The sequence below is a fragment of the Streptomyces sp. CoH27 genome, assembly GCF_020181035.1.
Lineage (GTDB): Bacteria > Actinomycetota > Actinomycetes > Streptomycetales > Streptomycetaceae > Streptomyces > Streptomyces camelliae.
The window spans coordinates 413,741-427,939 of the sequence record NZ_JAIQYY010000002.1 but is presented as its reverse complement, the minus strand read 5'-3'; the positions used below and the strand labels follow the sequence as shown (position 1 = coordinate 427,939).

7 protein-coding genes are annotated in these 14,199 nt (G+C 71.5%); 3 read left to right on the top strand and 4 right to left on the bottom strand.

Annotated elements, in window-relative coordinates:
* Window positions 1-36: 36 nt before the first annotated feature.
* On the bottom strand, window positions 37-1,092 hold the full coding sequence (locus tag LE548_RS04695; RefSeq protein ID WP_308029849.1) for a sigma-70 family RNA polymerase sigma factor: 1,056 nt from the start codon (window positions 1,090-1,092) through the stop codon (window positions 37-39).
* Window positions 1,093-1,157: 65 nt separating this feature from the next.
* On the bottom strand, window positions 1,158-2,168 hold the full coding sequence (locus LE548_RS04690) for a lytic transglycosylase domain-containing protein (protein WP_225095437.1): 1,011 nt from the start codon (window positions 2,166-2,168) through the stop codon (window positions 1,158-1,160).
* Between the two features lie 406 nt (window positions 2,169-2,574).
* On the opposite strand from LE548_RS04690, the gene LE548_RS04685 reads away from it, so the two are divergent.
* The gene (locus tag LE548_RS04685; RefSeq protein ID WP_225095321.1) at window positions 2,575-5,193 is read left to right on the top strand and encodes a LamG-like jellyroll fold domain-containing protein; all 2,619 of its coding nucleotides are present in this window, start codon (window positions 2,575-2,577) and stop codon (window positions 5,191-5,193) included.
* Window positions 5,194-5,804: 611 nt separating this feature from the next.
* Window positions 5,805-9,137, top strand: a complete 3,333-nt coding sequence (locus LE548_RS04680; RefSeq protein WP_225095320.1) for a lectin — start codon at window positions 5,805-5,807, stop codon at window positions 9,135-9,137.
* A gap of 82 nt (window positions 9,138-9,219) precedes the next feature.
* Here the strand turns inward: LE548_RS04680 and LE548_RS04675 are convergent, their stop codons facing one another.
* Both LE548_RS04675 and LE548_RS04670 read right to left on the bottom strand, forming a co-directional pair.
* Window positions 9,220-11,979 (bottom strand): trypsin-like peptidase domain-containing protein, encoded by a 2,760-nt coding sequence (locus LE548_RS04675; RefSeq protein WP_225095319.1) that lies wholly within the window; start codon window positions 11,977-11,979, stop codon window positions 9,220-9,222.
* A gap of 4 nt (window positions 11,980-11,983) precedes the next feature.
* Complete coding sequence (locus tag LE548_RS04670; RefSeq protein WP_225095318.1) at window positions 11,984-12,325, bottom strand: CU044_2847 family protein; 342 nt, start codon at window positions 12,323-12,325, stop codon at window positions 11,984-11,986.
* A gap of 315 nt (window positions 12,326-12,640) precedes the next feature.
* Here LE548_RS04670 and LE548_RS04665 point away from each other — a divergent pair, with 315 nt between their 5' ends.
* Entirely contained in the window at window positions 12,641-14,197 is a 1,557-nt protein-coding gene (locus tag LE548_RS04665) for a Re/Si-specific NAD(P)(+) transhydrogenase subunit alpha (protein WP_225095317.1), read from the top strand.
* The last annotated feature ends 2 nt before the right edge of the window (window positions 14,198-14,199 follow it).

Below are 14,199 nucleotides of genomic sequence, written 5' to 3'. Positions count from 1 at the left end.
GACCGGGAAATTTTTTTCGGACGGGTTTACGGCGTGCTACGGCAGCTTCGGCGACGGCGCGCTCGAAGGCGTCCTCGGGGCGGGGACAGGGGAGGAGAGCGGAGCGGCCGGTACCGCCGGGGCCGGGGGAAGCGAGGGGAGCGACGAGGCGGCCGACCCCGTCGGCAGGTGCGGCAGGTCCGGCACGCCGGGCACCTGCGGCACGCCGGGCACCTTCGGGACCTGCGGCGCCGGCAGCCCCGGGAGCGGGGACGAGGACACGCCCGGCAGGGACGGCACGGCCACCGGCAGCGACAGGGCCGTTCCCCCGGTGGGTGAGGGCGTCCGCCTCCGGGCACCGGGCGCCGCGGGCGAGGAGGTGCGCGACGTAGGGGTGCGCCCTGGGCCCATGGCCTCGCCGGGCCGGACCTGCGCGTCGCCGGTCACGGCCGGCCGCGGCGCCGGACCGGTCCCGTTGCCGCCCGCATCGAGCGCGTACGGCAGCACGAACCCCGCCACCGCCAGGGTCGCCGCCGTCGAGGTCACCGCGACCACCTGGGCCTTGCCACCCCCGCGCAGCCGCCCGCGCCCGACCAGGAACAGCACCAGAGCGAGCGTCCCGGCCAGCGAGGCACGCAGCGTCCGCCGGGCCCGGGCGAGCAGCGACTCGACGGTCCGGTAGCTGAGCCCCATCCGCACCGCGACCTGGCTCACGTCCAGGTCCTCGGACTTCAGCCGGAGCGCCTCCGCCTGCCGGGCGGGCAGCTCACCGCTGCGCACGGCGAGCCACTTCGCCTCGGCCCGGTCGCACACCGCCTCCTCGACGGGTACCGGGCCCGGCGCGACGAGCGTGGGGCGGCTGCCCACCTCGGCCTCGCGGTTGACCTGCCGGTACCGGTCGACGCACAGCCGCATCGTCACCGTCGTCAGCCAGGCGCCGAGCCGCTCGTCGTCGAGGTCCGGGCGTTCCGCGGCCCGCAGCATCGCCTCGTGCACGGCGTCCTCGGCGTCCTCCTGGCTCATGGAGCGTCGCCGGGCCACCTTGAGCAGCTGCTCGCGATGGCTCCACATGCGCTGCCAACGCTCGTCGGCGGCCGCTGTGTCCGCAGGCATGTCCGTCGCCATGAGGGCCCCTTCGCACTCACCCGCCGGTCCTGTGCTTCCGGCGGGTGGCGACATTACCGCCGAGTAGTCGCGGTTGTGGAGGGGGAGGCGCTCATCGTGTTCCAGCCGTTGCCGATGGTCAGCGGCCCCGCGTCGGGCAGCACGCCGCCGCCGGGCAGCGAGAGAGTCGGCTCGGGGACGGGGATCAGCGGCGTCCCGGACGCCTTCGGCGCGCCGGCCGTCGGGGACGGGCTGGGGGAGGGCGAGGCGGGCGGCGCCGACGGCGTGCGCGAGGGACCAGGGCCCGGCTTCCGGTCCTCCGAGGGCTTCGGCCTCTGCGGGCGGGACGGCTCCGGCCGGTCCGACCGGGATCCGGTGGACGCGTCCGGCACCACGCGGTGTCCGGTCAGGTAGTACGCGTACCAGGCCTTGACGGTGCGCAGATAGGCGTCCGAGTGGTTGTAGCCCAGGATCGCCCGGTCCAGGTCGGCGGGGTTCGACAGGTCCCGGCCGCCCGCGCACAGGTAGCGGCCGGCGGCGAGCGCCGCGTCGTAGACGTTGTTCGGGTCCGACCGTCCGTCGCCGTTGCCGTCCGCGCCCCAGCGGGCCCAGGTGGACGGGATGAACTGCATCGGGCCGACCGCGCGGTCGTACACCGCGTCCCCGTCGTACGCGCCGCCGTCGGTGTCCGGTACGACGGCGAAGGCGCCGCTGGTCAGCCGCGGGCCGAGGATGGGTGTCACGGTCGTACCGTCCGGGGTCACCCGGCCGCCCCATGCCTGCCCGGACTCCACCTGGCCGATCGCGGCCAGCAGCTGCCAGCGCAGCCGGCAGCCGGGCGCGCTGCGCGCCAGCTCCTCCTCGGCACGCCGGTACGCGGCGAACACGCTCGCGGGCAGGGCGCCGCCGACCGCCGCTTCGGGTGCCGAGCCGCTCTTCCGCGTCCGCAGCGGGGGAAGGCCGGTGCGGTACGGGGTGTCGCCGGACACGCTGGGGCCGGGCTCGGCGGGCGCCGCCGTTCGCGCGGGCTCCGCGGCCTCGGCCGAGACCGCCCCCGGCGCCTGCGACGCGGTCAGGACGGCCATCGCCGCCGCCGCGATCGCCGTACCCCTGGCACCCCTCAGTGCCCCCTTGAGTGCACGCGCTGTCACTGTGCAGTCCCCTCCGTGGGTGAATCCGTCGTCTGCTCTACGCGCCCGGAGGGCGGGTCCGTCGCGCGGAACCGGCGGGCCTGGATGCGGGTAGGGCGTGGTGCTGCTCGATGAAGTCCTCCTGTATGGCTGCCTCTTGAGAACCGCGTGGTGGCCGAGGCCTGGAGAAGCATTGCCGTACGAGGGGTGTTGACGGGCCTCGCCGACACCTTAAGATCCCTGCTGCTCGAAGTACCGATCGCCGTACGGGATATCGAACAAGGTCAGCTGACAGCTTCGGCGGGCTGCCCTGCTCCGGCCGGTACGCAACGCAACGGTCTGTCATAAAGGAATGAGCCGCATGCCTTCAGAAGCCGGAGTGCCCCGCAGAACCGTCCTCACCGTCCTGGGCGCCGCCTCCCTCGCCGGCACCTTCGCCGCCGCCGTTCCCGCCGGGGCCGCCGAACTCACCGGCACATCCGCGAGCGCCACCGCCGCGGACCTCCCCGCCGCAGCCGCCCACTGGACCTTCGACGAAGGCGCCGGGACCTTGGCCGCCGACTCCTCCGCCAACAGTCGCAGCGCGACGCTCCAGGGTGCGGCCGGCTGGGACACCGGCAAGGTGGGCACCCACAGCCTGAGCCTCACGGCGGGCGGCAACGCCACGGCGTCCGGGCCGGCCCTCGACACCTCCAAGGCGTTCTCGGTGGGCGCCTGGGTCAACCTCGCCCAACTCGGCGGCTACCAGACCGCCGTCAGTGTCGACGGCAAGGTCGTCAGCTCCTTCTACCTGGGGCTGCGCGACGACACCGGTACCTTCGCCTTCGCCCGGCTGGGCTCGGACGCCACACAGAGTGCCGCGGTGGCGGCCGCCGCTTCGGCGCCCGCCGCCAACACCTGGACCCACCTGGCCGGCGTCAGCGACCCGGCCGCCGGGGTCATCCGCCTCTACGTCAACGGCGTGCTGGAGGGCGAGACCGCCTACACGGCAGGCTGGGCCGGCACCGGCGACACCGCCATCGGCCGCGCGCTCTACGGCGGCGGGCACGTCGATCAGTGGCACGGCCTGATCGACGACGTATGGATGTTCCCGTCCGTCCTCACCTCCGAGCAGGTCGCGGCGCTGGCCGGGGTCCCCGTGGAGACCACGACGCCGCTGCTGAGCGTGGACGTCGCTCACCCCGCGCACGCCGTGTCTCCCGTCCTCCCCGGTTTGATGTTCGAGGACATCAACCACTCCGGCGAAGGCGGCATCTACGCCGAGCTGGTGCAGAACCGCTCGATGATGGCCAGCGACACCACGCCCGTCCACTGGTCCGCCGTCGGCGGGACGACCCTCTCGCTCGACACCGCCAACCCGCTCAACGCCGCGCTGAACCGTTCCCTCAAGGTCGTTCTGCCGAGCGGCACCGGGGCCGGAAACCGGGCCGGTGTGGCCAACGACGGCTTCTGGGGCATACCCGTGCGGCCCAGAACCACCTACACCGCGCGGCTGTTCGCCAAGGCGTCGCGCCGCATCGGCCCGCTCAGGGTGGCCATCGAGTCGGCGGACGGTGCGACGGTGTACGCGTCCGCCCACGTGCCCCACATCGGCACCGCCTTCCCCGGCCGCCCGTTCGAGCTGACTCTGCGCACCGGTTCGCGCACCCCCGCGGTCGGTGACGCACGGCTGACCGTCACCACCGCCGACCCCGCCGCCGCGCGCGAGACCCTGTGGCTCCAGCACGTGTCCCTCTTCCCGCCCACCTACAACAACCGGCCCAACGGCCTGCGCGTCGACCTGATGGACAAACTGGTCGCTCTGAGGCCGAAGTTCCTGCGCTTCCCCGGCGGGAACTTCCTGGAGGGCAACACCATCGCGACACGGTTCAACTGGAAGAACACCATCGGTCCGGTCTGGGAGCGCCCCGGCCACATGGACGACGCCTGGGGCTACTGGTCCACGGACGGACTCGGACTCCTCGAATACCTGGAATGGGTCGAGGACATGCATGCCCAGCCGGTCCTCGCCGTCTACGCCGGCTACGCGCTCAAGGGCGACCATGTCACCGGCGACGCACTCAAGCCGTTCGTCCAGGACGCACTCGACGAGATCGAGTACATCACCGGTCCTGTCACCAGCACCTGGGGCGCACGACGTGCCGCCGACGGACATCCGAAGCCGTTCCCGCTGGAGTACGTGGAGATCGGCAACGAGGACTGGTTCGACTCCTCGGGGTCGTACAACGAGCGGTTCGCGGCCTTCTACGACGCGATCAAGGCGAAGTACCCGCATCTGAAGCTGATCGCCACGACGTCCGTGACGAGCCGCACGCCGGACCTGATCGACGAGCACTACTACCTCGCGCCGTCCGCCGCCCAGGCCTCCACCCACAAGTACGACAACCGGGACCGCAATTCGACGAAGGTGTTCGTCGGAGAGTGGGCCGCGCAGGAGGGCCGCCCCACACCCGACCTCAACGCCGCGCTCGGTGACGCCGCGTGGCTGGCCGGGCTGATCCGCAACTCGGACCAGGTCCTCATGGAGTGCTACGCGCCGCTCTTCTCGCACGTCAAGAACAACGTCTGGGCCACCAACCTGATCGCCTACGACAACCTCACCAGCTATGTGTCGCCCAGCTACTGGGCACAGCACATGCTGACGAGCAGGCTCGGCACCACGGTGCTGCCGGCCACCGCGCGTGCGCTGCCCGGCCTCGCCACCGTGGCCACCCGCGCCGGGAACCGCCTCTACCTCGCGGTCGTCAACTGCGGGACGGAGAAGGTGAACGTGCCGGTCGAACTGAAGGGGCTGGCCAAGGGGGTCAAGAGGCAGGCCACCGCGACGATTCTGACCGGCCCCTCGCGCACCACCACCAACACGCTGACGGAACCGGACACGCTGGTGCCCAGGACGAGCACCGTCACCGGCGCGGCAGCGTCCTTCACCAGTACCGTGCCGCCGCTGTCGGTCACCGTACTGGAACTCGTCCTGACCTGATCGCGGCGATCGAGGGGCGGTCCCGGGAGGACCGCCCCTGCAGGGCATCAGCCCACCACTCTCACCCGCTCGTCGGAGCAGGACTGGCATCCGGGTGTATCGCCGGTTGCGGGGGAGGGGCAATTCCCCCGTGATGCAGGCACCTTGTGCGGCTGGGTAGTCGCGGTGGCAGGCCGCGGGCGTTCGGTGGGGACGCGTCGAGGTCGTTGAGCAGGCCGGCGGTGGCCTGGCTCATGCCGAACGCGATGTGCGGCAGCTTGCGTTGCCCGCGGCATTCGCCGGCAGCGGCCGGAGGACGGAGTCTTCGGCATCCGCAGTCGCATGTGCCCGTCTGTGAACTGCGTACCCAGAAAGTTGTGTTGGCCTCGTTGACACGCCACGAGCACACGCGTTTCACTCAACACTCGTGCATGGCAACGTTGTCAGGCTGCGACCGGCGGCCTGACAACGTTGCCTGTCGCCGGCGTTCCGGCGTTCTTCGGTACGCCGTCACCTGATGTGCGAAGCACGAACCGCTGCGGAGGCAACCGATGGTGAGACCCCGACGTTCAGCTGCGCCACGTGACCGCAAGAGATTCCGCCGACGCCTGGCCGTGGTCTCGGTGCTGGGCATGGCCGCCCTCCCGCTCACGGCAGGGGGGAGCGCCCATGCCGCGAGCACCGCGACGCCGGCCTTCGTGAAGGATCCCGCGTCCCTCGTCAACCCCCTCATCGGCACGTCCGGGGCCGTGGACACCTTCCCCGGTCCCGACATGCCGGCCGGCATGGTGCAGTGGGGCCCCGACACGGCGCCCCACCGCCCTGACGGCGGCGGCTACGAGTACAACGACAACAAGATCTCCGGCTTCAGCCTCACCCATGTCTCGGGACCTGGCTGCCCCGTCGCCGGCGACCTGCCCATCCTGCCGGTGACCGGCGCGCTGTCGGGCAGCCTCGGCGGCGCGTCCGTCGGCTTCAGCCACGCCGACGAGCAGGCGGGCATCGGCTACTACAAGGTGACCGACGCGAACGGCGTCAAGACCGAGTTGACCGACACCACCCGCGCCGGCCTGGGCCGCTTCACCTTCCCGGCGGGCCGGCAGGCGAACCTGCTGTTCAAGCTCAGCGGCGGTGCCACGCAGGTGGACGGAACCCGTGTCCAGGTGGTGAACGACCGCGAGATCAGCGGCGCGGTCGACAGTGGCCATTTCTGCGGCGCGAACAACAGATACACGCTGCACTTCGACATCAAGTTCGACCAGCCGTTCACCGCGAGCGGCACCTGGGTGGGCAGCACCATCAATCCCGGCGCGACGTCGCTCAAGGCGGGCAAGGTCCAGCAGACCCCCCAGGCGTCCACGTCCGCGCCGCTGAAGGAGAAGCACTTCACCGTCCCGGCGAAGCCGGCTCCGACGATCCACGGGAGCGGTGCCAAGGCCTCCGGCACGCCGTCCCCCACGCCGAGCGCCGGCACCGCACCCCGGTCTTCGGCCGCGGTCGAGGCCGCCCAGCCCCCCACGACGGGCGCGAACGGCATGTACCTGACCTTCGACACCTCCGCCCACCCCACGGTGAGCGCGAAGGTCGGCATCTCGTACACGGATGACGCGGGCGCGGCGGACAACGTTGCCACCGAGATCAGGACATGGAACCTCGACACCGTCGAGCAGGCCAACCACAAGGCCTGGAACGCGGTGCTGAACAAGCTTCGGGTCGGCGGCGGCACCCCGGACCAGCAGGCGCAGTTCTACACCGCGCTCTACCACGCGCTGCTGCACCCGAACGTCTTCTCCGATGACAACGGCCGGTACATGGGGATGGACAACCAGGTCCACAAGCTGACCCGGGGGCAGAAGGCCCAGTACGCCAACTACTCGGGCTGGGACACCTACCGCTCCCAGACCCAGCTGATGGCGATGGTCGAGCCCGAGGTCGCCGGCGACGTCGTCACCTCGATGCTCAACGGCTACGACCAGACGGGTCTGCTGCCCAAGTGGGCCTCGAACAACGGGGAGAGCTACGTGATGGTCGGTGACCCGGCCGCCGGCATCATCGCCGACGCGTACGCCTTCGGCGCGACGGGCTTCGACACCGGCAAGGCGCTCGCCGCTCTCCAGCACGAGGCCACCGTCCCCAACAACGACCGCCCGGGGGAGGCGGTACGGGACGCGAAGGGCTATCTCCCGCTGGACGAGGGCGACTACGGCTGCTGCAACTTCTACGGCCCGGTCTCCACGCAACTGGAGTACGACTCCGCCGACTACGCCCTCGCCGCCTTCGCGAAGTCGCTGGGCAGGACGGCTGTCTACGAGAAGTTCGCCACCCGCGCCCAGGACTGGATGAACGTCTTCAACCCGCAGACCGGCTACCTCCAGGCCAAGAACAAGGACGGCCGGTTCGCGGGCGGTTTCACCCCCGGCACCTCCAACGGCTTCGTGGAGGGCACGTCGGCCCAGTACACGCCCATGGTCCCGTTCAACCTCAAGCAGCTCATCCAGGCACGCGGCGGTGCCGACGCGTACTCGTCGTACCTGGACAGCCTGCTCGACGACATCACCGATCCCGGCAACACCAACGCCGACCTGAGCAACGAGCCCAGCGTGGAGATCCCCTGGGAGTACGACTACACGGGCCGGCCGTGGAAGACCCAGGCCGCCGTCCGCAAGGCCCAGCAGGAGCTGTACTTCAACGCCCCGGTCGGCTCCTTCGGCAACGACGACCTCGGCGCGATGAGCTCCTGGTACGTCTGGTCCGAGCTCGGCCTGTACCCCGAGACCCCGGGCACGGACACCCTGGCGCTCGGCAGTCCGGTCTTCCCGGTGGCCCAGGTGACCTTCGCAGGCGGCAGGACGGTGCGGATCGACGCACCGCAGGCCGCGCCCGACGCGCCGTATGTGCAGTCGCTCAGCGTCAAGGGCAAGGAATGGAAGACCTCCTGGCTGACGTACGGACAGTTCAAGGGCGCGGGGAGCATCGACTTCACGCTCGGCACCCAGCCCGACACCTCCTGGGCGTCCGACCCGTCGGCGGCGCCGCCGTCGGACACCACGGGCGGCGGCCGGGTGCTGGCCGCGACCGGTCCCTCCAGCGACGGCCTGGTGCTCCAGCCGGGCACGTCCGGTGACGGCACACTCGACCTGACCAACCTCGGCAGCGCCGCCGTCACGGTCGGCTGGCAGGCGACGGTGCCCTCCGGGGTCACGCTGGACACGGCGTCCGGCTCGCTGACGGTGCCCGCCTCGGGCAGTGCCGAGGTGAAGGTCCATGTGACGGCGGGCGCGAGCGAGGGGACGTTCCCGGTCACCTTCGCGCTGACCGATCACACCACCGGTGCGGCACTGGGCGGGGCGACCCTCCGCGTGGCCGTCGCCAAGGCCGGTGCGCTGTGGCCCTACCACACCAACGAGGGCATCTACCCCGACGGCAGCAGCTTCTCGGGCGGCTTCGACAACGGTGGCTGGGCGTTGTCGCAGAACGCGCTGTCGGCGGCGGGCGTCACGAGCGGCTCCACTCTCACCGTCGACGGCATCTCCTACACCTGGCCGACGGTGACGTCCGGTCAGCTGGACAACCTGGAGATGGCCGGCCAGACCATCCCGATGCCGGAGGGCACGTCGGGCGCCTCGCTGGGTCTGCTGGGCGCGGCGACCAACGCGCCGACCGACGGCAGCGGGGTCTCGGGCACGGTGACCGTCACCTACACCGACGGCACCGTCTCGAAGGCGACGGTCGGCTTCTCGGACTGGACGCTGGGCGGCGGGTCCGGCAAACCGCTCCCGGGTGACACGACGGCGGTGACGACGGCCTACCGGAACACCGGCAGCGGGGGCCGTGACAACGTCAAGACCTACGTCTTCGCCACGAAGGTCCCGCTGGATCCGTCCAAGCAGGTGGCGTCGATCACGCTGCCGGTGACGGGATCGACCGGAACCGACCATCTCTTCGCCTACGGCTTCGGCCGGTAGAAGACACCGCAGACACGCACGCCGGCGGGCCGGTTCCCGGGCGCGAGCCCGGAAACCGGCCCCGCCCACACGCACCGGCTCGTCAGCGCGGATCGTCGTCCGTCTCCTCCGGGTACACGGCCGCGGTGAGCATCAACGAGTAGTCGGTGACCGATTCCCGCGCCAGGAGTCGTGCGACCGTGCGCCGGTACGGTTTCAGGCCGGCCCGTTGCGCGGGCGTCCATGGCTGTGCATCGCTCACGGCGACGGCATTTGCCAGCACCTTCGCGGCTTCTTCCGCTTCCGCCTGCCGGCCGGCCCCGCTCAGCAGCAGGCCGTAGTTGTTGTAGACCGCGGTGACCAGCCCGGCCCATCCCTGCTCGTCCTCGCGGGCCAGGCCGAGTGCGATCCCGGCGGCCTCCTCGGACGCTCGCAACGCGGCATCCGGTTTCCCGGTCGTGGCCAGCAGGCTGCCCAGGCGAATCAAGGCCTGCGCGAGGAGCGGCCGGTGGGCCGGGTCGCGCCGCGCCAGGACCCTGCGTACCTTGACCGCTCGCCGGGCGACCCGCAGGGCCGGGCGGTACCGGTCGAGCTCGAACAGCCGGTAGCCGAGGACGTCGAGGCAGGCGGCATGGACAGGCCGGTAGGTGTCGGGATCGGCTCGGGCGAGCTTCGCGGCCAGGGCCACGGCTGTGCGGGAGTGCAGCCAGGCATGCTCCGGCTCACCGCGGGCCGCGAAGTAGTTTGCGATCTCCCACACCGCCTGGACCAGTTGCGCGGCCCTCTCCCCGCCCTTCGAGGCCCAGATCCGGGAGGAGAGGGAGCGGTCGTAGCGCAGCAGCAGCGCGCCGAGGATCGCGTGGACCATCTCCGAGTTCCGCCCCGTACGGGCCACCCGCTGGTGGAGGGGGAGCAGCACATCGACGTAATCGGCGCTCTCCAGTACCTCCCGGAACACGTTCCATCCGGGGGTTCCCGGGCTCAGTACGCCGGCTGCGGCCGGGAGGAAGTCCAGGGGACGGGTACGGATGAGCGTGCCCATGGTCTCCGTCAGCCAGGTGGCCGGCTCGTGGGCGCCCCGCCCGCGCAGGGCGACACGGGTGCGGTCGAGGACGGTCATGGCCTGCTCGGCCTGTGCGAAGGTGCAGTCGGCGAGTACGGAGGTCAGCAGGCCGACGGACGCCTCGGCGCTGCCGGCGTCGTCGATCACCTGGGACAGCAACTGCTCGGCCAGCCGGTCGGGTTGCAGGGGTGCCCAGTACAGGCCGGGATGCGGGTACAGCCGGTGCAGCACATCGGCGGCGCCCGCCAGCGCGTTCTCCGGCACCGTCTCCAGACGGCCGAGGGCCGTCTGGGCCTGTTCTGCGGAGGCGGCGGAGAACAACGCGGGGAGCAGCAGTACACGCCTGACCGACGCGTCTTTCATGGGCAGTGGCGCCTCGTGCTCCTGCGCCAGGTCGGTCCAGTACTTCTGCTCATGCCTGAGCACGCGTCCCAGTGGGTCCCACGACCCGACGCGGACTCCGTCACGGCGCGCGAGCACCGCGTCGAGGGCCAGTGCGTGCAGGCTCAGTACGTCGTCGGGGCCGTCGGCTTCCGGCAGGGCCGGAGGTGCCGGGGTGGGCCCGCCGATGATGGCGGCGTGGAACGCCTGCCATGCTGCGGACAGCACCGGGCCGGGTCCGGTGCGCTCGCCGAGCGGGGACAGGCGGACCGGGGCGCCGTCCACGACGTCCCCGTGCTTCAGACTGTTCCACCACAGGCCGTCCGACCGGGCGAGCAGCAGAACGCGCACCCTGCCGGGCTCCTCCTGTTCCAGGGCCGTCAGCAGTGCCTTGTTGAGATCGGTGCGCGTTTCGGCGTAGTCGACCACCACCAGCACCCGGTACCCGGCGTCCAGAGCCTCCCATAGGTGCGGAACGGTCTCCTGGGAGTCGCCCGGCAGGAACCCGGCGATCCAGCCCTGCTCGTCGAGCACCTGGCACAGCCGCATCGCCAGACGGGTCTTGCCCGAGCCGCCCGGCGCGGTGACCAGCCGCATGCCCATGCCGTCCTCCCGCAGGCACCAGGCGAGAAGATCGTCCAGTTCGGGCCGGGCGATGAAGGGCACCACCTCGTTGGCGGTCTGCAGCCACCAGGACGGCGGCCGGTCCCGCCGCGGAGCCGCGACGCGCGCCGGGTGCCGGTCCCCGCCGAACAGCTGGGCGTGCAACTCGGCTCTGCGGGAGACCAGATCGAACCAGCCGGTGCCCGGCCGGTGCCGGTCCCCACTCGCGGCTGCTCCCGCGTGCTCGGCGATGACGTGGGCCGGGACGATCCAGCCGCCCTGAACCTCCTCGCGTCTGCGGGACGCCTTGACCATGCCGCACACCCTGCCGCTCGTGGTGTCCAGCACCAGAGCGCCGCTGAGGCCCGCCTCGACCCGGTCGTCCTTGACCCTCAGCAAGGAGCCCGCCGGGCCCACGACGGTCATCGACAGCGAGTCCTGCTGCACGCCCGGCTCGGCGGTGAACCGGCTGAAGCCGCGGGCCACGACGACCGCGCCGGCCTGCGGCGGCTCCTCGGCGAGCCACACCCCTTGCCGGTCCAGCGGCTCGCGCAGGCCTACCAGGGCGATGTCCGGGCTGTCGTAGTACTCTCCGCGGCCACGCAGGGGCGGATGGCGGGCGATCACGGTGCCGGTCCGGTCGGCGGAGCCGGAGATCCGGACCAGCACCTCGTCCGCGGCCTCCTCGACGACGTGGGCGCAGGTGACGACCAGTTCCGGGGTGAGGACGAATCCGCTGCCCTTGAACCTTCCGCCGACGTGTATCGCCACGGCGTGGCTGTCCGCGAGTTCGGCCAGACGGGGGTCCAGCGCCATGGGTTCAGCTTCCCGTCCCGGAGCCGCTCTCGGTGGTCCGGTCCCAGCCCATCCGGACGGTGACGCTGGCCTCGCCGCCGGTCTCGGCGATGACCGCCACCAGCTTGCCCGTCTTCACCGCCAGCTTGACTCCGAACTCGACGTCGATCCGGTCGGGCGGTTCGGGCAGCGACTCGCGGACGCTCTCCAGTGCCCACCGGCCGACCTCGCCCAGCGCCTGGCGGGCCTGCGACAGCCGCAGGCGTCCGGTGTCGGCCACATCGGAGCCCCCCGCCGACAGAACCTCCGCCAGTACGACCTCACCGCTGTCCAGCTCGACCTCGACCAGATGACTCCGCCCGCTCACCGCAGCCCCCCGCTGTTCCTCAGTCCGTTCGAGTGGTGGCGCGAGTATATCGCCGCGATCGTCAGGGCGTTGCAGCTCAACATGTTTGCCATGGAGGGGAGTTGGGGGCAGCTCAGCGCGTTCGGCGATTTCGGGGGAGGGTCGCACATACCGGCTCGCTGATGCCGGTTCTCCCTCCCGACGGCCGGGTCCGCCGGCGTGGGCGACTCCGACGGGTAGGTTTCCTGTGGCGCGCGTTCACGGAACGAGTCCCGTGAACGCCCTTTTGAACGCGGATACCCGTCGAACCCTCCTCCCAAGGAGAGAACACGAGACATGTCTGCACAAGAATCTGCGCAACACCCACCCCGGCGCATCGGTGTCGTGGCCGAGTCCGCTTCCGGGGAGACACGTGTCGCGGCGACGCCGACGACGGTGCGTCAACTGCTGGGCCTCGGCTACGAGGTCGTGGTCGAGTCCGGGGCCGGCGCGGCCTCCGGCTTCGGTGACCAGGCCTACCTCGACGCCGGCGCCGGGATCGGCCAGGCCTGGGACGCGGATGTCGTCCTGAAAGTGAACGCTCCCTCCGACACGGAGATCACCCGGCTGCGGGAAGGCACGACCGTGGTCGCCCTGCTGGCCCCGGCCCAGCAGCCCGAGCTGCTCCGGAGACTGGCCGCGGCCGGCGTGACGGCTCTGGCGCTGGACGCGGTGCCTCGCATCTCGCGCGCGCAGTCGATGGACGTGCTGTCGTCGATGGCGAACATCGCCGGGTACCGGGCGGTCATCGAGGCCGCGCACGTCTTCGGCCGGTTCTTCACCGGTCAGGTCACCGCGGCGGGCACGGTGCCGCCGGCGAAGGTGCTGGTCGCCGGGGCGGGCGTGGCCGGTCTGGCGGCGATCGGCGCCGCCTCCAGCCTCGGCGCGATCGTGCGGGCCACCGACCCGCGGCCCGAGGTGGCCGACCAGGTGAGGTCGCTGGGCGGCGAGTACCTGCCGGTGAACGTCGCCCAGGAGACCGGCACCGACGGCTATGCCAAGGCGACCTCGGCCGACTACGACCGTGCCGCCGCCGAGCTCTACCACGAGCAGGCCGCGGACGTGGACGTCGTGATCACCACCGCGCTGATCCCCGGCCGGCCGGCGCCTCGCCTGCTGTCGGCCGAGGATGTGGCCGTCATGAAGCCGGGCAGCGTCATCGTCGACATGGCCGCCGCCCAGGGCGGCAACGTCGAGGGCACCGTGCCGGGGCGCACGGTGGTCACGGACAACGGCGTCACCATCATCGGCTACACCGACCTCGCGTCCCGGCTGCCCGCCCAGGCCTCGCAGCTGTTCGGCACCAACCTGGTGAACCTGCTGAAGCTGCTCACCCCTGCCAGGGACGGGCGGCCGGCGATCGACTTCGACGACGTCGTGCAGCGGGCCGTGACCGTGGTGCGGGACGGCGACGTCACCTGGCCGCCCCCGCCCGTGGCGGTGTCGGCCGCGCCCGCCGCGCAGCAGCCGACCGAGCCCGCCGCACCCGACCCGAAGCAGCGGAGGCTGACGCCTGCGGGACGCTTCGGCCTGATCGGGCTCGGCATGCTCGCGATGTTCCTGCTGGTGGCCTTCGCTCCCGCGCAACTGGCGGAGAACTTCACGGTGTTCGCGCTGGCGGTGGTGATCGGCTACTACGTCATCGGCAAGGTGCACCACGCGCTGCACACGCCGCTGATGTCGGTGACCAACGCGATCTCCGGGATCGTCGTGATCGGCGCCCTGCTGCAGATGGGGCACGAGAGCCGGACCGTCACCGCGCTGTCCTGCGTGGCGATCCTGTTGACGAGCGTGAACATCTTCGGAGGTTTCGCCGTCACCCGCCGCATGCTGTCCATGTTCTCGAAAGGCTGAGC

Coding starts and splice junctions, on each gene's coding strand:
- LE548_RS04695 (WP_308029849.1), bottom strand. CDS start 1,092: ATGCCTGCGGACACAGCGGCCGCCGACGAGCGTTGGCAGCGCATGTGG.
- LE548_RS04690 (WP_225095437.1), bottom strand. CDS start 2,168: ATGGCCGTCCTGACCGCGTCGCAGGCGCCGGGGGCGGTCTCGGCCGAG.
- LE548_RS04685 (WP_225095321.1), top strand. CDS start 2,575: ATGCCTTCAGAAGCCGGAGTGCCCCGCAGAACCGTCCTCACCGTCCTG.
- LE548_RS04680 (WP_225095320.1), top strand. CDS start 5,805: ATGGCCGCCCTCCCGCTCACGGCAGGGGGGAGCGCCCATGCCGCGAGC.
- LE548_RS04675 (WP_225095319.1), bottom strand. CDS start 11,979: ATGGCGCTGGACCCCCGTCTGGCCGAACTCGCGGACAGCCACGCCGTG.
- LE548_RS04665 (WP_225095317.1), top strand. CDS start 12,641: ATGTCTGCACAAGAATCTGCGCAACACCCACCCCGGCGCATCGGTGTC.